The sequence below is a fragment of the Streptococcus sp. HMSC034E12 genome, from assembly GCF_001835915.1.
GTDB lineage: Bacteria > Bacillota > Bacilli > Lactobacillales > Streptococcaceae > Streptococcus > Streptococcus vaginalis.
Genome location: NZ_KV826477.1, coordinates 77043 through 98565 on the forward strand (window position 1 = coordinate 77043; position 21523 = coordinate 98565).

The 21523-nt window shown below is 37.3% G+C and carries 20 protein-coding genes and 1 pseudogene; 14 read left to right on the forward strand and 7 right to left on the reverse strand.

Translation table 11 applies throughout. The features are described 5' to 3' along the window. The first annotated feature begins 10 nt into the window (after window positions 1-10). The gene (locus tag HMPREF2574_RS09140) at window positions 11-679 is read left to right on the forward strand and encodes a fructose-6-phosphate aldolase (RefSeq protein ID WP_024053034.1); all 669 of its coding nucleotides are present in this window, start codon (window positions 11-13) and stop codon (window positions 677-679) included. Between the two features lie 30 nt (window positions 680-709). Beyond that, a complete protein-coding gene (locus HMPREF2574_RS09145) occupies window positions 710-1798 on the forward strand; it encodes a glycerol dehydrogenase (RefSeq protein WP_024053035.1) in 1089 nt (362 codons plus the stop codon). A 102-nt stretch (window positions 1799-1900) separates the two neighbouring features. On the opposite strand, the gene HMPREF2574_RS09150 is transcribed toward HMPREF2574_RS09145, so the two are convergent. Together HMPREF2574_RS09150 and HMPREF2574_RS09155 are read right to left on the reverse strand one after the other, a co-directional pair. Further along, the gene (locus HMPREF2574_RS09150) at window positions 1901-3139 is read right to left on the reverse strand and encodes a GmrSD restriction endonuclease domain-containing protein (RefSeq protein ID WP_024053036.1); all 1239 of its coding nucleotides are present in this window, start codon (window positions 3137-3139) and stop codon (window positions 1901-1903) included. A gap of 16 nt (window positions 3140-3155) precedes the next feature. Beyond that, the gene (locus HMPREF2574_RS09155) at window positions 3156-4172 is read right to left on the reverse strand and encodes an adenine-specific methyltransferase EcoRI family protein (RefSeq protein ID WP_024053037.1); all 1017 of its coding nucleotides are present in this window, start codon (window positions 4170-4172) and stop codon (window positions 3156-3158) included. 291 nt (window positions 4173-4463) lie between these two features. Between HMPREF2574_RS09155 and HMPREF2574_RS09160 the strand changes: the two genes are divergently transcribed. From HMPREF2574_RS09160 to HMPREF2574_RS11150, 5 genes and pseudogenes are all read left to right on the forward strand, one after another. After that, window positions 4464-5381, forward strand: a complete 918-nt coding sequence (locus tag HMPREF2574_RS09160; protein WP_024053038.1) for an IS1595 family transposase — start codon at window positions 4464-4466, stop codon at window positions 5379-5381. Beyond that, window positions 5371-5826: a hypothetical protein gene (locus HMPREF2574_RS09165; protein ID WP_024053039.1), complete on the forward strand. Its 456-nt coding sequence runs from the start codon at window positions 5371-5373 to the stop codon at window positions 5824-5826. Before HMPREF2574_RS09160 ends, HMPREF2574_RS09165 begins: the two co-directional genes overlap by 11 nt. 2 nt (window positions 5827-5828) lie before the next feature. Further along, a complete protein-coding gene (locus HMPREF2574_RS09170; protein ID WP_024053040.1) occupies window positions 5829-6116 on the forward strand; it encodes a hypothetical protein in 288 nt (95 codons plus the stop codon). After that, entirely contained in the window at window positions 6109-6651 is a 543-nt protein-coding gene (locus tag HMPREF2574_RS09175; protein WP_024053041.1) for a DUF6036 family nucleotidyltransferase, read from the forward strand. The genes HMPREF2574_RS09170 and HMPREF2574_RS09175 overlap by 8 nt, the downstream gene beginning before the upstream one ends. 116 nt (window positions 6652-6767) lie before the next feature. Beyond that, window positions 6768-6907: pseudogene (locus HMPREF2574_RS11150) on the forward strand (competence protein TfoX); the annotation flags it as partial. A gap of 123 nt (window positions 6908-7030) precedes the next feature. On the opposite strand, the gene lysS reads toward HMPREF2574_RS11150, so the two are convergent. The 5 genes from lysS to HMPREF2574_RS09200 form a co-directional block, all read right to left on the reverse strand. Continuing rightward, complete coding sequence (gene lysS, locus HMPREF2574_RS09180; protein ID WP_024053042.1) at window positions 7031-8518, reverse strand: lysine--tRNA ligase; 1488 nt, start codon at window positions 8516-8518, stop codon at window positions 7031-7033. A gap of 82 nt (window positions 8519-8600) precedes the next feature. Next, on the reverse strand, window positions 8601-9242 hold the full coding sequence (locus HMPREF2574_RS09185; protein WP_024053043.1) for a histidine phosphatase family protein: 642 nt from the start codon (window positions 9240-9242) through the stop codon (window positions 8601-8603). 12 nt (window positions 9243-9254) lie between these two features. After that, window positions 9255-9737 carry an aminoacyl-tRNA deacylase gene (locus HMPREF2574_RS09190; RefSeq protein WP_070584259.1) on the reverse strand — a complete coding sequence of 161 codons (483 nt, stop codon included), beginning with the start codon at window positions 9735-9737 and terminating at the stop codon, window positions 9255-9257. Continuing rightward, on the reverse strand, window positions 9737-10579 hold the full coding sequence (locus HMPREF2574_RS09195) for a DUF368 domain-containing protein (RefSeq protein WP_070812495.1): 843 nt from the start codon (window positions 10577-10579) through the stop codon (window positions 9737-9739). The genes HMPREF2574_RS09190 and HMPREF2574_RS09195 overlap by 1 nt, the downstream gene beginning before the upstream one ends. A 126-nt stretch (window positions 10580-10705) precedes the next feature. Then, window positions 10706-11542 carry a glycoside hydrolase family 25 protein gene (locus HMPREF2574_RS09200; RefSeq protein WP_024053046.1) on the reverse strand — a complete coding sequence of 279 codons (837 nt, stop codon included), beginning with the start codon at window positions 11540-11542 and terminating at the stop codon, window positions 10706-10708. Window positions 11543-11823: 281 nt separating this feature from the next. Here HMPREF2574_RS09200 and ftsW point away from each other — a divergent pair, with 281 nt between their 5' ends. The 7 genes from ftsW to HMPREF2574_RS09235 all read left to right on the forward strand — a co-directional run. Continuing rightward, a complete protein-coding gene (gene ftsW, locus HMPREF2574_RS09205) occupies window positions 11824-13056 on the forward strand; it encodes a cell division peptidoglycan polymerase FtsW (RefSeq protein WP_070584255.1) in 1233 nt (410 codons plus the stop codon). Between the two features lie 38 nt (window positions 13057-13094). After that, on the forward strand, window positions 13095-15794 hold the full coding sequence (ppc, locus tag HMPREF2574_RS09210) for a phosphoenolpyruvate carboxylase (RefSeq protein ID WP_070812496.1): 2700 nt from the start codon (window positions 13095-13097) through the stop codon (window positions 15792-15794). A 125-nt stretch (window positions 15795-15919) separates the two neighbouring features. Beyond that, a complete protein-coding gene (locus HMPREF2574_RS09215; protein WP_024053049.1) occupies window positions 15920-16390 on the forward strand; it encodes an RNA polymerase sigma factor in 471 nt (156 codons plus the stop codon). Further along, window positions 16377-17441, forward strand: coding sequence for an anti sigma factor C-terminal domain-containing protein (locus HMPREF2574_RS09220; RefSeq protein WP_070812497.1), 1065 nt, complete (start codon window positions 16377-16379; stop codon window positions 17439-17441). The genes HMPREF2574_RS09215 and HMPREF2574_RS09220 overlap by 14 nt, the downstream gene beginning before the upstream one ends. A gap of 123 nt (window positions 17442-17564) precedes the next feature. Further along, window positions 17565-18761 carry an elongation factor Tu gene (tuf, locus tag HMPREF2574_RS09225; RefSeq protein WP_003023932.1) on the forward strand — a complete coding sequence of 399 codons (1197 nt, stop codon included), beginning with the start codon at window positions 17565-17567 and terminating at the stop codon, window positions 18759-18761. A 156-nt stretch (window positions 18762-18917) separates the two neighbouring features. Continuing rightward, complete coding sequence (gene tpiA / locus HMPREF2574_RS09230; RefSeq protein WP_003023935.1) at window positions 18918-19676, forward strand: triose-phosphate isomerase; 759 nt, start codon at window positions 18918-18920, stop codon at window positions 19674-19676. A 65-nt stretch (window positions 19677-19741) separates the two neighbouring features. Further along, window positions 19742-21523: GBS Bsp-like repeat-containing protein (locus HMPREF2574_RS09235; RefSeq protein ID WP_180363994.1), on the forward strand; the 1782-nt coding region annotated here is incomplete at its 3' end.

The window sequence follows — 21523 nt, forward strand, 5'->3', positions numbered from 1 at the left end:
GGTCCAGTTTATGGAATTCATGCTTGATACATTAAATGTAGAAGAAATAAAAAAATGGTCGCAAGTTCTCCCCTTGGCAGGAGTGACTTCTAACCCGACCATCGCTAAAAAAGAGGGGGAGATTGATTTCTTTAAACGCATCCAAGAAGTTAGAGAAATTATTGGGGAAGCTCCTTCCATTCATATTCAGGTTGTTGCCAAAGATTATCAGGGAATTTTAAAAGATGCCGCTGAAATTCGCAAGCATTGTAGTGGAAATGTGTTTGTCAAAGTACCTGTAACCCCTGAAGGGTTAGCCGCTATAAAAGTTTTAAAAGCAGAAGGTTACAAGATTACGGCAACTGCTATTTATACCATTTTCCAAGGTTTGTTAGCCATTCAAGCAGGCGCAGATTATTTAGCTCCTTATTATAACCGTATGGAAAATTTGAACATTGATTCAGATGTAGTTATTGGCCAATTGGCAGATGCGATTGCGAAAGAAGGTTCATCTAGCAAAATTTTAGCAGCTTCCTTTAAAAATGTAGGACAAGTCAACAAGGCTTTTGCTGATGGTGCCCATGCTATTACAGCAGGTGCGGATGTCTTTGAAGCAGCTTTTGCTATGCCGTCTATTTCAAAGGCAGTAGATGATTTTGCAGCAGATTGGTCATTCATTCATGGTCAAAAGTACATCTAATCTCCATTTTTGCGTAGGAAGAGGTATTTTATGAGAACTTTTGCAAGCCCTTCTCGCTATATTCAAGGTGAAGATGCCTTATTTGAAAATGCAAAACAGATTTTGAACTTAGGAAACCATCCAGTTTTGCTTTGTGACAACACTGTTTATCAAATTGTAGGAAAGAAGTTCCAATCCTATCTTACTCGCTATGGACTTCATGTATTGCATGTCAGTTTTAATGGTGAAGCTTCGGATAATGAAATCAATCGGGTAGCTGCTTTAGCTGAAAAAGATGGAGCAGATCTAGTGATTGGTCTTGGTGGTGGAAAAACAATTGACAGTGCTAAGGCAATTGCAGATTTATTGGGAAGTCCTGTCGTGATTGCACCGACTATTGCTTCGACAGATGCACCAACATCAGCTCTTTCAGTAATTTATACCGAGGAAGGAGCATTTGAAAAATATATTTTTTACACCAAGAACCCAGATCTTGTTCTAGTAGATTCAAAGGTCATTGCTCAAGCTCCAAAGCGCTTGTTAGCTTCTGGAATTGCAGATGGTTTAGCGACTTGGGTTGAAGCGCATGCGGTTATGCAGGCAAATGGAGAGACCATGCTGGGACAAAGACAGACTTTAGCAGGCGCAGCTATTGCTCAAAAATGTGAAGAAACTCTTTTTGCAGATGGTTTACAAGCACTGGCTGCTTGTGAGGCGCAGGTGGTAACACCAGCTCTTGAGCATATCATTGAGGCTAATACGCTTCTCAGCGGTGTTGGTTTTGAAAGTGGTGGATTGGCTGCTGCTCATGCCATTCACAATGGGTTTACAGCTCTGACTGGTGATATTCATCATCTGACTCATGGAGAAAAAGTAGCTTATGGAACGCTAACACAGCTCTTTCTTGAAAAACGTCCAAAAGAGGAGTTGGAAAAATATATTCGTTTCTATCAGAAAATTGGTATGCCTACGACCTTGGCAGAAATGCATTTAGAAAATGCCAGCTATGATGATTTGCTCAAGGTTGGTAAGCAAGCTACTATTGAAGGTGAAACCATTCATCAAATGCCTTTTAAAATCTCTGCTTCAGATGTTGCTACTGCCATTTTGGCAGTTGATCGTTATGTAAACTCCTTATAAAAATAAAGGGAACTATATACCAGTTTACACCACTAACAACATATTGTATTTATGAGAATATCAAAAAAGTCGATTTCCGTTTTGGAAGTCGCCTTTTCAATTTTAATAGTTGTTCCCTTTTGAAGAGTTGTGCTTTTTACATAATAGTTGGCAATTTTCAGGGACAGTTTTTCCACCTAAAGACCACGGTGTAATATGGTCGCCTGCTAGCTCTTTAAGAGCATACTCCCTGTTGTTTCCTTCATCCACACAATAAACGCAGTGATGGCTCTGTTCTTCATATTTTTGCTTGATGGTTTTATCATCAAAAGCTCTAAGTTGGAGATATTTGGAATCTCCGTAAATGATGTACTGATAAATCCCTTTCATTTTAGTTGTGACTTCATCATCATTTACCAACTCTGCAATTTTTTCGTTAATGACAGAAGCACTATTTTTAATGATATTGTTGTCTAACTGTCCTAATTGATATTCTTTGTAGATTGTTCCCCAATCCATCCCTTTCAAACTGTTTTGATAGCTTATAAACTTTCCACGAACCCATTCAATTATGGCAGAAAAATTTTGCCATAATTCAGAAGCATCTGCATCTCCTTGATGCTTCAACATATAATCTTCGATTGTATTTGTACTATCGTCATTATCATTTTGTGAAGCCCATTTAATAGCAGTTTGTAGATACTCTTGTCTATTCCAATTACCATTTAATAGTGGTTCTGCTTTATCGTTATTCGGATTTTCGTCAGCAAGTACAACGCCACGTCCACTTTTTGTTGAAAATCTTTGTTTGGCGTTAGAAAGCCAAGTGCCAGTGTAAGCGGAATTTCTTAGCTCTTGTTCATTTAATGGTTCTCCTGCTGTATTTATAACGTGAAACCATTTCATTTTTTCAGATGCTGTTCCTTCACAAACATATATATCTAATTCATAATCAAGAATTTGAACTGCTAAGTCAGTTAGGTTCATTTGAAGATTTGGGAAATCTTGTTGTGGAGCACTAGACGGAAATTTGTTTGATTTTACAGAATAATTTCCCATAACATAGTTACAAATAGCTAAAATACGCTGTTGACCATCAAGAACTTCATATTGCCCATTTCCCAAGTCGACCCAGTACATGATACCTAAAGGACACTCGTCTAAAACGGTTTGGATTACAGCTTGTCTCTTATCTTCGTTATATACGCTATTTCTTTGATAAGATGGACGGATATTTAAGTTGCCATTATATCCTTTTACAGCATCTGTTGTTGCGCCATCATCATTATTTGTATAACCACTAGCTAAATCTCGAATAGTAAATGGTTTATTTAGTAAATCTCTTAATCTAGTTACTTTCATTATATCATCTCCTTTGTTAATAACCTCTGTCTTCCGCACGACTGATAGGATTTAAGTTTCTTATAAAGATACGTTTATAAACATTTTTGTCATTGAAACTAACATTGAAACTCTCTCCTTGTTTATGGTATGGTTCACCAGGATCTCCGTATGAATATGAACAACCTAATATTTCAAATTCTCTTGGATTGAACTTATCAATGAAAGTAATAGGAACGCCCATCATTCCTTCATAATCAATTGGTATATCTTTTACGTTATCTATATTTATTCCATTATAATTATCATATTTTGGGTATTTCTCTTCAAATCCTTTATAATATTTATGAGCTTTTGTTTGGTCGAACTTATCTCCAATATGCCACAAGCCATCATGACGCTTTTGTAAATCTAAGTTAGTGTACCAACAAGCCATAATATGCTTGACTCTTCTGCCATCTTCGTCTAATTTCTCATAATTTGCATCATCTGGAACATAAAGCCAAAAGTCTGAATTCATACTTCTAGCACCAATCCAAATTTGATTATTCTTGATTAAAGGGAATACTTCTTTGTAAGTTACCGCATTCTTATTTCCAACAACAATAAATGATTTATTGTTGTTGATTAGTTGGCTAATATACTCCTTAAACAAACTAAACGGAGGGTTAGTAATAACAATGTCCGCTTCTTTCAAATAGTTTATACTGTCCTCGCTTCGAAAATCTCCAGCGGTATACTCATCATCTCCATAAATAGTTTCAATATTTCCAGTTTCCATATTGAAATCATCGCCACCTTCATAAATCAGAGCATACGACGGTTCGCTATCCTTTTGAAAATGTGTTGCTATCAGTTTTTTAAGACCCAGACTAGCAAAATTGTTATGAAAATAACGCCAAAAATTTGATTGTGTTGGGTCATCACAATTACAGTAGATAACTTTATCTCTAAAATGTTCCCTATAATGCCCCATTTCCTCAGCAATATCTTTATAGCGAGTATAAAACTCATCATTTTTTACTTTTTTAGCCTTGTGTAGTGAGCCAGCCATTATGCCACCCCACTTTCGTAGGGAGTATAAAAGGCTTCTTCACAAAAATGTGAAAAAGCCTGTTTTAGAGCTTTACAAAAAACACGTCCGATTACATAATCAGCGTGAGCTGTGAGCTGTGAGCTGTGAGCTGTGAGCTGTGATTGCGTTCATAATACTTAATTTCCTTTATTTTTGATACTTCTATTATATCAAAATTTTGGCTTTTTTTGCATAGTAGAAGTTTACATTTTTATTGACAATCATTCTTGTTTTCGATATAATATAATCAAGAAGTAAGGAGTACCAGTTATGAAGTTTGAGTTTAAGTCATTATTTGATTTACAATCTGCTTTTCCAGACGAACAGTCATGTATTGACCATTTAGAAAATATGATTTGGGGCGATATGATTATCAGCCCTTTTGATGCTACCTCAAAGGTCTACAAATGCAAAGGTAACAAATACCGTTGCAAAAATACTGGAAAATACTTCAATGTCAAGACTGGTACTCTTTTTGACAATACTAAAATTGAACTTCGTAAATGGTTTATGGCAATTTGGCTTGTGACTTCTCACAAAAAAGGAATCTCATCTGTGCAATTATCAAAAGATATTGGTGTTACGCAAAAAACAGCTTGGTTCATGCTGCAACGTATCCGTAAGTGTTTTAGTTCTGAAAACAACAATAGTCTTGATGATGTTGTGGAAGTTGATGAAACCTACATAGGTGGTAAAAATAAGAATCGTCATAACTCCAAAAAAGTCAAAAATGCTCAAGGGCGTTCATTGAAAGACAAATCTGCTGTAGTAGGCATGGTACAACGTCAAGGTAAAGTTAATGCTCATCATGTACCAGATACAAAGACGAAAACATTGACTGAACAGATTGTCAAATATGTAAAGGAAACAGCTCGACTTTACACAGATGAATGGCTGGGTTATAATAAAGTGGCTAAGATGTATAATCATGACTTTGTTAATCATGGAATTAGTGAGTATGTGCAAGGTGATGTTTATACCAACACGATTGAAGGCTTTTGGGCTGGATTGAAACGTGGAGTATTAGGAATTTACCATTCGTGGTCTAAGAAATATCTTCAAGACTATGTAGATGAATTTGTTTTTCGTTATAATACTCGTAACTATTCGGATAGTGAGCGTTTTAATCTCCTGATTTCAAATGCCTGTGTCCGAACTAAATACAGGGAGCTGATTTATGGCTACTAATACATTACATGACCTACATTTTGAATTGGAAAGGTCTATCGCTCGTAGAGTTGATAGTAAGCTGATTGGTTATCAGGTCAGTCTTTCAGATGGTTTTTACAATAAATACACCAAACTCTGGGATAAGACCTATTCCTTTGATTTTGTTACTAAACATCGCTCTTTTTATACTCAACTGACAAAACGTTGTGTTTATGATGTACTTGGAGATAGTCAAAAGAAAATTGACAGAAAGGCTATTGCCAAACAAATGGCAGAGTTAGAAGCTTTGGTTGATATTGCAGAAAGTAAAGAGGAGTTTCAGAACTTTTTTGAGAAAAAATACAGTCTCAAATTTCCTGATTTGAACGATTGCATTTATCAGAAGAAAAAAGAGTTATCGGATTTTGACAAAAAACTTTGGATAGCGATGCACTATAACCTTAGAAAAGATGAGGGGGAATAATAATGACAACATGGTACGATTACATGGTGAGAGCTAGTGAACATGCTGGAAGTAACGGTGATTTGTGGTTTCGCTATCTTTATAAGGTCATTAAAGATGAGGAGACTAAACTAACTACTGATGATGTAGAGCAATTGTTGAAAAATCCTACCTTAACACCTTTCCAAAAAATAACCCTTCAAGATGCTTTAACAGAAGGTACACACACAAGAGAACACGTTTTGCAGGCGAACCGTAAAAGTAAGCCAAAAGATATTTTGAAACTCTTTAGAGAGGGTAACTATGGATAAGAAAGTTTTATTTGAAGCTTTCAATACAGAATTAGCTAAGGAAAATATCAGCCTCGAGATTATCTGTGTTGGTGGCTTTGTCCTCGAATACTACAACCTTCGAGGAACAAAAGATGTTGATGCTTTTTATCAAGAAGATGCTAAAATCAGAAGCATTATTGAGAAAGTTGGCGATGATTTTGGTGTGAACGAACCTGAAGAATTATGGTTGAATAATAACGTTGCTAATATGAATAGAGTACCACCGCGGTCAATCTGTGAGAAGGCATTTAGCTATTCAAATTTGACTGTTTTTGTACCACCATTATCCTACATTCTTGGTATGAAGCTAGAAAGCGGACGAGATAGGGATAGACAAGATGCAGGAGATATTATTAAGTTAATCAAAATCCGTTCCATAAAAGATGTTACCAACAAGCTCAAAGAATATGGTTTTCAACCAGACCTTTCATTGATATTGGAAGTATTTGAGATAGCCTATGGTATGGAATGGTTAGCAGAATACATGACCGAACATCCAGATGGATTGAGATAAACTAAAAGACGATTTCCGCTTGGAAGTCGCCTTTTTTGATATTCTCGTAAGTACTATATATTGTGTCTAGTGTAAACTGGTATATAGTTCCCTTAAATAATATTAGTTATAGAGCTATGATGGGAGAATTTATTATCTATTATAATGGAAAAATTATTGGCGGAATACATGATGGTAGATTACTTGTTAAACCCGTGCAGATATGCCAAATGTAGTGTATGACTTGCCGTATGATGGAGCAAAAGAAATAATTCTTGATTATAGTAGAATTTTGAACGAAAAAATTCAATTATGATAGAGTTAAAAAATGACCTTGTCCCTCTTGAACGAGGGACAAGGTCATTTTTGTTATCTCAGTATTCATTTGATAAGAAATTGTTTACTTCATCGTTGGGAAAAGCAATACGTCACGAATAGAAGTGACATCTGTCAACAGCATAATTAAGCGGTCAATTCCAATTCCGAGGCCTCCAGTTGGCGGCATGCCGTATTCAAGAGCTTCTACGTAATCGTAGTCAATGCCAGTTGCTTCGTCATCTCCGAGTTCCTTAGCTTTGGCTTGCGCTTCAAAACGCGATAATTGGTCAATTGGGTCGTTCAACTCTGTAAAGGCGTTGGCAAATTCGCGTCCAACGATAAAGAGCTCAAAGCGGTCTGTAAAGCGTGGGTCATCTGCATTTTTCTTAGCTAGCGGAGACACTTCTACTGGATGACCATAGATAAATGTAGGCTGAATTAAGGTATCTTCAACAAAGTCTTCAAAGAAAGCATTGATAATATGACCAACCGTAAAGTGTTTTTCAACCGTTACATGATGTTCTTTAGCCAGTGCAGTCGCTTCTTCGAGAGTCATATCTTTCCAGAAATCAATGCCAGTTTGTTCTTTAATGGCTTCTAGCATGTGTTTACGTGCAAATTTGCGACCGATAAAGATTTCAGTACCTTGATAAGGGACACTTTCAGCATCTGTGACAGCTTTCGCTGCACTTTGGATAATTCCTTCTGTCAAGTCCATGATATCTCCAAAGTCTGCATAAGCTTGATAAGCTTCAATCGTAGTGAATTCAGGATTGTGAGTGGCATCCATTCCTTCGTTACGGAAAATGCGTCCCATTTCATAAACACGTTCCATACCACCAACAATCAGACGTTTTAAGTGCAATTCAGTTGCGATACGAAGTACCATATCAATATTTTGTGCATTGTGATGAGTAATAAATGGACGAGCAGCAGCACCACCAGCTTCATTATGTAAAACGGGTGTTTCAACTTCAAGGAAGCCTTGGTTATCAAGATAACGGCGAATTTCTGAAACGATACGACTGCGAGTTACGAAGCGTTCAAAGCTTTCCCGATTGGAAATCAAATCCAAATAACGTTTACGATAAATCGTTTCAACATCTGTTAGTCCATGGAATTTTTCAGGCAATGGACGAAGTGCTTTAGAGAGATGTGTAATGTGAGTTGCTTTAATCGAAAGTTCTCCCATATCTGTGCGCATGATCTCACCTTCGATACCAAGGAAGTCGCCAATATCCGCTTTTTTAAAAATTTGATAATTTTCTTCACCAACAGTATCTTTTCTAACATAGATTTGAATTTGACCTTCACGGTCTTGGATATGAGCAAAACCGACTTTGCCTTTCCCGCGCTTGGTCATAAGTCGTCCCGCAATGGTAGCAGTTTCCGCTAATTCATGTAGCTCTTCTTTTGTTTTATCACTATATTTTTCTTTTAATTGGGCAGAATCTGCAGTACGTTCAAAACGTTTACCAAATGGGTCAATGCCTTGTTCTGCTAAAGCAGCCATTTTTTCACGACGAATCAGCTGCTGGTCATTTAATTCTTCAATATGTTCAGTAGTCATATTCTTCCTCCTAAAGTTTACCTTCCTCATTCTATCATAAATAAGGCAGAAATTCATCTATAAATAAAGAAAAACCGTGATTTTATACGCTCACGGTTTCAATTGTTTTTAAGTGATCAACATTGTTCCAATCAAGAAGTGTAAAATGCTCAAAATCTTGCGTTTCAAGAATGGTGACACTTCCATTTGTAAGACCACCCTGCTGGCGAAGTTGAGCAAAGTCATAACCTAGTAATAAACGTAAAGAAGCAGTTAAATTCGCTCCATGACCAACAAAAAGAAGATTTTTATAAGATTGCCCTTTTTGTGATTTAATGAAGTCTATTGTACGTCGTGTAGTATTGTAGACTGATTCTGCACCAAAAATAGAGTTGTTAAATTTCGCTAGATTGTGACGGAAAGCTTCCATTTGGTGAGGATAGATAGCCGTAATCGTAGAAACTTTTTGTCCTTCTAGGGATCCTAGTTGCCATTCACGTAGCTCGGCATGTGGCTCAACGACTTGTGAAAAATGATTTTCACTATTGATAATCTGTGCAGTTGCCATTGCGCGTGGTAAATCACTTGAAAAAATCTTGTCAAATTTAATGTGAGCCATGTGTTTTCCAAGCAAGTGCAATTCTTCAATAGAAGTCTCAAGCAGCGGTGAATCACCATTGGCTCCTTGAAAGCGTCCTTCTAAATTCCATTGAGTTTTTCCGTGTCGAATGAAGTAGAGTTTCATACAGTTTCCTTTCTATTTTGAATCCTCTTTTAAATCTGCAAAGGTCGCCTCGACAAAATGAGCTAAATCCTCTGCGTTAATTTCAATACTGTGTCCTAATTCTCCAGCCGATACGATAATAGTTTCGTCTGTTAAAGCCGAATTGTCAATGTAAATAGGAAAGTGGTGTTTTTGACGAATGCCGACAGGATTATTTGCTCCGTGAATGTAGCCAGTTGTCTTGTCTAAATCTTTTTGCGAAATCATGCTTACTTTTTTGTTACCAGATATTTTGGCCAGCTTTTTTTCAGCTAGATGTTCTGTTATGGGCAAAATCCCAATAATTGTCCCTGTTTTATCGCCTGTTAGAGCCAATGTTTTGTAAATCTGTGAGCGCTCTATTCCTTCAGGCAATTGTCCTTCTAAAGCATTGATTTGGAGCCCTTTGTGAGGAATTTTTGCTTTTGTCAAAATTTGTTCTACAAGAGTTTTCTTAATTTTTGTTTTTTTAGCCATTATTTATACTTTTCCTCCAATTGGCTCATCCAAGCGCCCAGCCAAGTTCCTAATCCAAAGAAGAACGCAGCAGTAACGAAGGTGATGATAGAAGTATTAGCATAATGAATACTTTCGCTATTCCCAGGGTTTGGTACCAAGATGAGAACAGTACTAGATAAGACAATCCCAATGATAAAATGGTACACTTGAGAATGATAATTTTCCAAAGCATAATTCATGGATTTTGAAAAAATCACAAGTGCGAGGAGACCGCCAATTCCGATTGGTAAAAAGGTTCCCAAAATATCTAAAGATTTAAAACCGATTAGCATCGGGGAATACAGTCCCAAAATCAAGAGCAAATTTGAAGGACTTAAACCTGGAACGAGAATTCCCAGTGTGATAAGGGAACCAGCTAAAATAAAAGTCAAGAAATTTGCAGGTAACGTTCCGACTAAACTATTGAGGAAATAAAGGCAAATCCCAGAGATGAAAAAAGTGGCTACGAACCAAATAACATCAGTTCGGTCGCGATCAGATTCTCTGGTAGATTCCTTTAGCAAGCTTGGAATCGTACCGATAATCGCTCCTGCAAATCCCCATAAAACAATGATTTTATAATGATCTAAGAGATATTCAACTGGCAGGGAAAATAGTGCAATCCCTAAAACCATTCCAATACCAACAGGTAAAAAATAAAGTACATTTTCACGAAAATTCTCTTTTATATGCGCTAAAAAATAAATCATCCGCTCGTAAATCCCCAAAATAGTGGCTAAAACTCCACCAGATACCCCAGGGAGAATAAATCCTAGCGCGATGACAATTCCCTTAAAAATTCTGATTAACCAAGAAATCATTCATTACTCCCTAAACTTTTCTTTGTTAGTCATTATAACATATTTAGAAACAAGAAAGTAGTGATAACTAGACGAGAAGAAAAGAAAAACTCTGCAAAGTTTTCGATTCAAACTATTACAGAGTTATTATTTTCCATTACCAAATAATTTTTTAAATGTTTTTGTCTGATTTTTTAAAGGAGATAGCTGATTAAGATCGACATCATGTGCAAAACCACCAATTGAGCCTTGTGATGTGTATTGATGTAAATCGTATTTTAAGTCTGTCTTAGGGGCAGTGTTGTAATAACCGTCATTATAGCCGTAAGTTGGAATCCAAATAGCTGTGAATTTCTTAGTTGAGATACTGTGTTCTTCAAGGAAATAGGTTCCGACATAAATCCCGATGTTCTTAGCACCCAATGATGATAACTTAGCGCGAAAAGCTTCAACACCAGCATTCATGTTCTCCATAGTTTTTTCTTCAACATCTAGCCAGTAGTAGGTCGGTTTGTATTTTGAAGCAGCTTTATAAAAACTTTCGGCAGCTTTTTGCATTTCTTTCTTGTTGCTACCAGCCACATAAGCATAGACAGCGACAGGAATATTTCGTTTTTGAAATTCTTCTATGTGGCGTTGATAGGATTTATCAATTCCGTTTAAGTGTGTAGCTGCATTTTCTTTTTTTGCTTGTGCTCCGCTATGCACGCGTATAATGGCGCCAGAAACATTTTTTGCTAGTACGTCATAGTTAATATCACTTGGCAATTGCCAGCCGGACAAGTCAATGATTGGTTTATAGGCTTTGTCTGCTTCATCGGAATCTGAAGTATCAGTTGACTGAGAAGTAGCTGATGTTTGTGTAATAGCGTCCTTTTGCTGTTTAGTTTCCTTGTTTTCTGAATAATGCTTCGCTCCTAAAATAATCACAATGAAGCTAACAAAGAAAACAAAGACAACAAGCGGTTTAATCCTCTTTCTCATATAATTTCATTTTAACGTAAAGTCAGATAAAAAGCAAAATAAACTAGTAGAAAATAAGTATTTGTCATCAAATTGAAATATTAAAGAAAGCGGTTTATTGGACATAATGGTGAAGAATGCTTATAAATCCTATTCATGGACTCAGCTTATTGTTCTTTTTTTTAGTTAAAGTTTAGTCTAGATACTGCAAGGATTTAAAAAATACCGTTCGTCAAATACTTTTTTTTTACCCTGAAAAGTGGTATAATGTTCGGTGAAAATTTAATAATATTAGGTGAACTATGAAAATTGATAAACGCCACCTGCTTAATTATTCCATTTTGATTCCTTATTTGGTTTTATCTATTTTGGGATTGATAGTTGTTTATTCAACGTCAAGTGCCACTTTAGTACAGGTAGGAGCAAATTCGCTCAGATCTGTTTTAAATCAAGGAATTTTCTGGGTAATCAGCTTACTTGCCATTGCTTTAATTTACAAAATAAAGTTAGATTTCTTAAAAGACAATCGACTGATTGTCATTGTTATTTTTGTGGAAATCTTGCTTTTAATTTTATCTCGCTTCCTTGGTGCCCGAATCAATGGTGCACATGGTTGGTTACGATTTGGTCCGATTAGTCTCCAGCCGGCTGAGTATTTAAAAATTATTCTGATTTGGTTTTTAGCACAGCGGTTTTCTCATCAGCAAGATGAAATCGCAACGTATGACTATCAGGCTTTAACACGAAATCAACTGATTCCACGCGCACTGAACGACTGGCGAATCCTAGTCGTTGTGTTAATTGGAATCGTAGCAGCGCTGCCTGACTTGGGGAATGCGACCATTCTTTTGCTGACGACCTTAATCATGGTAACGGTTAGTGGGATCGGTTATCGCTGGTTTTCAACTCTTCTTGGGATATTTGTCACTCTTTCCACAGCGGTTTTAGCAGGCATCTGGTTGATTGGTGTGGAAAAAGTTGCTAAGGTTCCTGTGTTTGGCTATGTAGCAAAACGATTTAGTGCCTTTTTTAATCCTTTTAAAGATTTATCAGGCGCAGGTCACCAGCTAGCTAATTCCTATTATGCCATGAGCAATGGCGGTTGGTTTGGCTTAGGATTAGGAAATTCTATCGAAAAACGTGGTTATTTACCAGAAGCACAGACAGACTTTGTCTTTTCCATTGTTATTGAAGAATTTGGATTTATCGGTGCCAGCTTGATTTTAGCCCTCTTGTTTTTCCTTATTTTGCGGATTATCCTTGTGGGAATTCGAGCGAAAGATCCATTTAATTCTATGATGGCTCTTGGTGTTGGTGGAATGTTACTGACACAAACGTTTGTCAATATTGGAGGAATTTCCGGTTTGATTCCTTCGACGGGTGTCACCTTCCCATTCTTGTCACAAGGTGGAAATAGTTTGTTAGTATTATCCGTAGCGATTGCTTTTGTTTTAAACATTGATGCCAATGAAAAACGAGAAAGTTTGTATAGAGAAATCGAAGAAACCAATCACGGTTTAAGAATTATTCGCTAACGTTAGATTGAGCAAAAGCTTATTGAAAGGTGTAGATTATGTCACTTCAAAAATTAGAAAATTACAACAATAAAGAAGTTATCAAAGAAGAAGTTACGATTCTGACGGACTTATTAGAAGAAGTTACAAAAAATATGCTGAGTCCTGAAACCTTTGAAAAAATCATTGCTTTAAAAGAATTAGCAGCAGCTGGAAATTATGAAGGGTTAAATGAGATTGTTCAAAGTCTATCGAACAAGGAAATGTCCTATATTTCTCGTTATTTTTCAATTCTGCCTCTTTTAATCAATATTTCAGAAGATGTGGATTTGGCTTTTGAGATTAACTATCAAAATAATGTGGGGCAAGATTATCTTGGGAAATTATCCACAACGATTGATTTGGTTTCTGAAAAGGAAAACGCTGCTGAAATTTTGGAGCATTTGAATGTGGTTCCTGTTTTAACAGCTCACCCAACTCAAGTGCAACGAACGACTATGTTGGATTTGACCAATCATATTCATGTCTTGTTGCGTAAATACCGCGATGTGCGAATGGGCTTGCTCAATGAGCAAAAATGGCACAATAATCTTCGTCGATATATCGAAATTATCATGCGGACAGATATGATTCGTGAGAAGAAATTAAAAGTGACCAATGAAATCACCAATGTGATGGAATACTACAATAGCTCTTTTTTGCAGGCGGTGACTAATTTAACAGAAGAATACAAGCGCTTAGCCAAACAGCACGGGATTGACCTGAAAAATTCTACCCCTATTACGATGGGAATGTGGATTGGTGGTGACCGAGATGGAAATCCTTATGTTACAGCTGACACATTGAAAAAATCCGCTTTGACACAATGTGAAGTGATTATGAACTATTACGATACGAAAGTTGCTAATTTGTACCGTGAATTTTCTTTGTCAACAGGTATCGTAAAAGTAAGTGAAGCGGTGCAGGAAATGGCTTATCTGTCAGAAGATAATTCTATTTACCGCGAAAAAGAATTGTATCGTCGAGCCTTCTACTATATTCAAACAAAACTAAAAAATACAAAGACTTACTTTATTGATCAGATAAAAGCCGAGCCACATTACCACAAAATTGAAGAATTTAAACATGATTTACTAGCTATCAAGCAGTCTCTTCTTGAAAATAAAGGCGAAGCAATGATTTCTGGTGAGTTTACTGAGTTGCTTCAAGCAGTAGAAGTATTCGGTTTTTACCTTGCTTCCATTGATATGCGTCAAGATTCTAGTGTTCATGAAGTCTGCGTTGCGGAGTTATTAGCGAGCGCAGGAATTGTGGAGCATTATAGCGAGCTTTCTGAAGACGAAAAATGTCACGTTCTGCTAAATGAACTTCTCTATGATCCGCGGATTCTTTCTGCTACACATGCTAAAAAATCTGCCCTTTTGCAAAAAGAATTAGAGATTTTTCAAACGGCGCGTGAGTTGAAAGACAAGCTAGGAGATGCGGTTATTAAGCAAACCATTATTTCTCATGCTACGAGCGTGTCTGACCTTTTAGAGTTGGCTGTTATGCACAAGGAAGTTGGTCTCATTGACAAAGAATTTGCGCGTGTACAGATTGTGCCGCTCTTTGAAACCATTGAAGACTTGGATAATTCCTATGACACGATGAAGAAATACTTATCTCTTCCAATCGCTCAGAAATGGATTGCCTCTAATAACAACTATCAAGAAATCATGCTGGGCTATTCAGACAGCAATAAAGACGGTGGTTACTTATCATCCTGCTGGACTCTCTATAAAGCGCAACAGCAACTGACAGCTATTGGAGATGAATTTGGTATAAAAATCACCTTTTTCCACGGTCGTGGTGGAACGGTTGGTCGTGGTGGCGGACCTACTTATGAAGCCATTACCTCTCAGCCTCTCCGCAGTATCAATGACCGAATTCGCCTGACAGAGCAAGGAGAAGTTATTGGCAATAAATACGGAAATAAAGACGCTGCGTACTACAATTTAGAAATGTTGGTGTCGGCAACGATTAACCGTATGATTACCAAGAAAAAGAGCGATACTAGCACATCTAACCGCTATGAGCATATTATGGATCAGGTAGTAGAACGAAGCTATCAAATTTATCGTGATTTGGTTTTTGGCAATGAGCATTTTTATGATTATTTCTTTGAATCAAGCCCAATCAAAGCTATTTCCAGCTTTAATATTGGTTCGCGACCGGCTGCGCGTAAAACAATTACCGAAATCGGTGGCTTGCGTGCCATTCCGTGGGTCTTTTCATGGTCGCAAAGTCGGGTGATGTTCCCTGGTTGGTATGGTGTTGGATCCAGCTTTAAAGAATTTATTGATGAAAATCCAGAAGAAAATCTAGCTTTCTTGAGAAAGATGTATAAAAATTGGCCTTTCTTCCAATCGCTTTTGTCCAATGTAGACATGGTGTTATCAAAGTCGAATATGAATATCGCCTTTGAATATGCTCAATTGTGTGAAGATAAAGAAGTACAAGAAATTTATTATACAATTTTGGATGAGTGGCAATTAACCAAGAATGTTATTCTTGCTATTGAAGATTATGATGACCTGTTAGAGGAAAATCCCTACTTGCGAGACAGTTTAGACTACCGCATGCGTTATTTTAATATCTTGAATTATATTCAGCTGGAACTCATCAAACGCCAACGCCGTGGGGAGTTATCTCCTGACGAAGAAAGGTTGATTCACGTCACAATCAATGGAATTGCGACAGGACTGAGAAACTCAGGCTGATGAAGAATAAAAAATCGGATTATTTCCGATTTTTTTATATCTTTGTAACCCAAAACGCTTCCAATTCGTTATACTAGTGAAGGAAGGGGGATGAGGATATCAAACTAGATGATTATGAAAAAGTCTTGATTACCTTTGCAAAAGAAATCGTCTATTATCTGCAAGGCTCAGGCGTTCCAAAAGAGCAAGCAGAAGATGTTGTTCAGGATGTTTTTATCAAAATGCTAGAGTCTGATTTTGTCATCCCTGCTCAAAAAATGCGAGCTTGGATGTATAGTGTGTCTATTCGCCGCTATATTGACAAATACCGGCGTGATAAGCATTATATGGAAATCCTGCGACGAGATTTTTTTACAAAGGAAAATCAATTGATTGTTGAAGAAACAGATTATGACTTTCTCATGGAGGAAGTAGAAAAGTTGCCCACACAGGATAAAATCATGTTGGATCTTTATTATTTTCAAGGATTCTCAATAGGCGAAATAGCAGAAGTACTCCATTATTCTAAGAGCAAAGTCAAAGTTCAGCTCATGCGCAGTCGAAAGAAACTTCGACAGATTTTGGAAAAGAAAGGATATCATCATGGAAACATTTGAAATCGTTGCAAAGAAAAACAAAAAGCGAAATACCAAGCGGATTATCCTCTGGTCAACAACAGTAGTGGTAGTATTTTTTGGAATATATATTGCTGCTCGTATGATTACAGGAAAACTCATCAGCGACCAAGCTTGGAAGGTGGTCAATGAGGTACAGCTAGTTGAAAGCGTCGCCTTTCCTAATATTGAAACGTATACCTGGTCTGCTAATGGTGGAGATATGTTTCACGGTGGTATTAAAGGTAGACAAGCTAAAGATATTTATGGGATTCCGCTAGACTATGGTGAATACAAGACAGATTTTGGAATTTTTAATATCAATCGAGGAACTCTTTTTCATGCAAATTCTGGCAGATATACAGAATCTGGGGCAACTATTCAAATAGAAAGTAACCAAAAAGTGCCACAATTCTACAATAAAAATGTGAAAGAGGAGAAAGGAGAATCTGTCCATGAACCAACTAAAGAGCTTCCTTACGTAAAAGATATGCAAAATCAATTAGTAGAAGTGGCTCTGACCTTTGATAAACCATATAGTTTAAAAGAAATTCGAGCAATGATACCTAAGAACCTCAAGCCCAATTGGTATTGGATTGGTACAAATTCAACAAGCGATCCAAGCTGGTGGCAACCAAGCAATCTATATGGTACGAGTCCAGATTATCTAACGCAAAAAGAATATGTTCACAAAAAGGAAGCAGAAGAAGCTATTAAAAACCTCAAAGAAGGAGAGAGACTGAGTAACAGACTTGCCCAAATGAAAGATGTAGATGGATTCTTGGATAATCTGAAGAAATATATTAAAAGTGGATTTGGAAAAAGTAGCTACAATAATGTAACTCCGTCAGATGACATTAAAACCTACTTGAAAAAATTTGGTAAGCTAGACTTGTCTAAGAAAGAAGACCTAGAAAAATTAGAATTCTCAGGCGTTATCCTAACAGGAAAAACTGAAAATTTTGCACAGTTGGAAGGTAAGGAGTGGATTTATGCATCAAGCATTGGAGCTTCTATACCAAATCAACCATACTACAAGTTGGACAAAGAATAAATTGATAAAAAAGGCGTAAAATGCTTGCAATTTGAAGAAAATTTGATAAAATAGTAAGGAAAGTTAGACTGTATTGCCTACTGTCTATCTATAAAATATATTTTATTGGAGGCTTTTACTCAAATGGCAAAAGAAAAATACGATCGTAGTAAACCACACGTTAACATCGGTACAATCGGACACGTTGACCATGGTAAAACTACCCTAACTGCAGCTATCACGACTGTACTTGCACGTCGTCTTCCAAGTTCAGTTAACCAACCAAAAGATTATTCATCTATTGATGCTGCTCCAGAAGAACGCGAACGCGGAATCACTATCAACACTGCACACGTTGAGTATGAAACTGCTAAACGTCACTATGCTCACATTGATGCTCCAGGACACGCGGACTACGTTAAAAACATGATTACTGGTGCTGCTCAAATGGATGGAGCTATTCTTGTAGTAGCTTCAACTGATGGACCAATGCCTCAAACTCGTGAACACATCCTTCTTTCACGCCAAGTAGGTGTTAAATACCTTATCGTCTTCATGAACAAAGTTGACTTGGTTGACGATGAAGAATTACTTGAATTGGTTGAAATGGAAATCCGTGACCTTCTTTCAGAATACGATTTCCCAGGTGATGAAATCCCAGTTATCCAAGGTTCAGCTCTTAAAGCTCTTGAAGGTGATGAAAAATATGAAGACATCATCATGGAATTGATGGATACTGTTGATGAATACATTCCAGAACCAGAACGTGATACTGACAAACCATTGCTTCTTCCAGTTGAAGATGTATTCTCAATTACTGGACGTGGTACTGTTGCTTCAGGACGTATCGACCGTGGTACTGTTAAAGTCAACGACGAAGTTGAAATCGTTGGTATCCGTGACGAAATCCAAAAAGCAGTTGTTACTGGTGTTGAAATGTTCCGTAAACAATTGGACGAAGGTCTTGCTGGAGATAACGTAGGGGTTCTTCTTCGTGGTATCCAACGTGACGAAATCGAACGTGGACAAGTTCTTGCTAAACCAGGTTCAATTCATCCACACACTAAATTCAAAGGTGAAGTTTACATCCTTACTAAAGAAGAAGGTGGACGTCATACTCCATTCTTCAACAACTACCGTCCTCAATTCTACTTCCGTACTACAGACGTTACAGGTTCAATCGAACTTCCTGCAGGTACTGAAATGGTAATGCCTGGTGATAACGTAACAATCGACGTTGAATTGATCCACCCAATTGCCGTAGAACAAGGAACTACATTCTCTATCCGTGAAGGTGGACGTACTGTAGGTTCAGGTATGGTTACAGAAATCGAAGCTTAATTCAATTAAGTTCCCAGATGAACAATTAAAGTCAGACAAATGAGCTCCGCTGTTGCGGGGCTTTCTTTTTTATGATTTCATTCGACTCAGTCTTTATTTCTCTATTAAATTATGGTAAAATAATAGATGTAAATAAAAAAAGAAGAGGTATGTGAAATGTCACGTAAACCATTTATTGCTGGTAACTGGAAAATGAACAAAAATCCAGAAGAAGCTAAAGCTTTTGTAGAAGCAGTTGCAAGTAAACTTCCTTCATCTGATCTTGTTGAAGCAGGTATCGCAGCTCCTGCGCTTGATTTGACGACAGTTCTTGCTGCAGCAAAAGGTTCAAATCTTAAAGTTGCTGCACAAAATACTTATTTTGAAGACGCTGGTGCATTTACTGGTGAAAATAGTCCCAAAGTTCTTTCTGAAATGGGTCTTGATTATGTTGTAATTGGTCACTCAGAACGTCGTGACTATTTCCATGAAACAGACGAAGATATCAACAAGAAAGCTCATGCTATCTTCCGCAACGGTCTTCTTCCAATCATCTGCTGTGGTGAATCTCTTGAAACTTACGAAGCTGGTAAAGCAGTGGAATTTGTAGGTGCTCAAGTATCTGCAGCCCTTAAAGGATTGACAGCAGAACAAGTGTCTTCTCTTGTCATTGCTTACGAACCAATCTGGGCTATCGGTACTGGTAAATCGGCTACTCAAGACGATGCTCAAAAAATGTGTAAAGCAGTTCGTGATGTTGTAGCAGCTGACTTTGGTCAAGAAGTGGCTGACAAAGTACGTGTACAATACGGCGGTTCAGTAAAACCTAACAATGTTGCGGAATACATGGCATGTCCAGATGTTGACGGTGCCCTTGTTGGTGGAGCATCACTTGAAGCAGAAAGTTTCCTTGCATTGTTGGACTTTGTAAAATAATTCTTAAAAGAAATAGTTAGCTTGCCATATTTTATGGTAGGCTTATTTTAAAATGGAGAAATAAAATGAAAAAGAAAAGTTTATTTTATTTAGCAAGCACAGCTATTTTAATTGCAGCTAGTTCACAGCAAATTTTTGCTGATGAACCTGTAAAAACTTCTACGCCACAGCCGACAGTAGAACTCAATAAACAAGAAACTCATTCTACAGCTGAACTCCAAACAAAAGAAGTAACTCAAACTGCTCCAATAAATCAAACAACTTCATCTTCTTCATCTAAAAACGAAGCAACTACTGCTTCAACTGAGGCTAAAGTTTCAGAAGAACAATCAGTTGTAAAAGAAAATTCGACAACTACAACTGAGACTAAAAAAGACAACAAGTCAACTTTTTTTGCTGCGCAGAATAATCAAGAAACAGCCAGAAGTAATCCTGATGCGCAAGTAAAAAAATCAACTTTTGTAGATGTCAGCAGTCATAATGGGCATATCAGCAAAGAGGATTATCAACATTTAGCTGAAAAAGGGGTAAATGGGGTTGTTGTCAAATTAACAGAAGGAACGAGTTATAAAAATCCTTATGCGGTTTCTCAAACACAGAATGCACAAGCGGCAGGTATGCAAGTGTCGGCTTATGCTTTTTCTCATTATACTAATGAAGCAGAAGCAAGAGCAGAAGCGCGCTATTTTGCAGAGGAAGCAAGGCGATTGAACCTTCCTTCCTCAACTGTTATGGTAAATGATATTGAAGATTCTGATATGCGTCCGAATATCAATGCAACTACTCAAGCTTGGGCAGATGAAATGCGGCGTATGGGCTTTTCAAATTTGATGTACTATACAAGTGCAAGTTGGCTTGATCGAAATAATCTCAGAACGAAAGGACCAATCCAAACAGAGCAATTTGGCTTGGAGAATTTCTGGGTAGCGCAATATCCAACTTCAAAATTAAGTGCAGATGATGCGAAAACACTGAAATATAATAGTGAAGCAGGTGCTTGGCAGTTTACTTCGCAAGCTGAACTACTACTTGGCCGTCATGTTTTTGACCAAAGTGTGGATTATACTGGACGTTTTACGAATAAGGCAACTCCAAGCAATCGTGCTGCAAATCAGCCAATAAAAGGAAAAATCACAGTTCAAAACAAGAATCCTAACACAGGAACCTTTGATGTGATTGTGTCGGACGTTTCTGCTCCTTATGGCGTTCGTGAAGTGAAAGTACCGACCTGGTCTAATGTCAATGGTCAAGATGACATTATTTGGTATACAGCTGCTAAACAGGCTGATGGAACCTATAAAGTAACAGTAAGAGCAGTAGATCACAAATTTTCTACAGGACTTTATCACATTCACCTTTATTATATTCAAAATAATGGGAAATTGGTTGGCGTAGGTGGAACAACTACCGAGCTTTCATTTGGACGACCTCAAGGAAAAGTGACTATTGCTAATAATAATCCTGATACAGGAACTTTTGATGTCCTTATTTCCAATGTTTCTAGTCCTTATGGCGTTCGTGAAGTGAAAGTTCCAACTTGGTCCAGCATCGGTGGTCAAGATGATATTATCTGGTATACTGCTAAGAAACAAGCCAATGGAACTTACAAAGTAACAGTTAAAGCGACTGATCATAAAAAATCAACTGGAGAGTATAATATTCATGTATATTATATCCAAGAAAATAATCAGTTGGTAGGAGTAACAGGGACAACGACAACAGTTTCGATTGCGCATCCTAAAGGTACTTTGACTATCGCGAATAACAATCCTGACGCAGGAACTTTTGATGTGATTGTCTCAGGCGTTTCCAGTCCAGATGGTGTTCGTGAAGTGAAATTACCGACC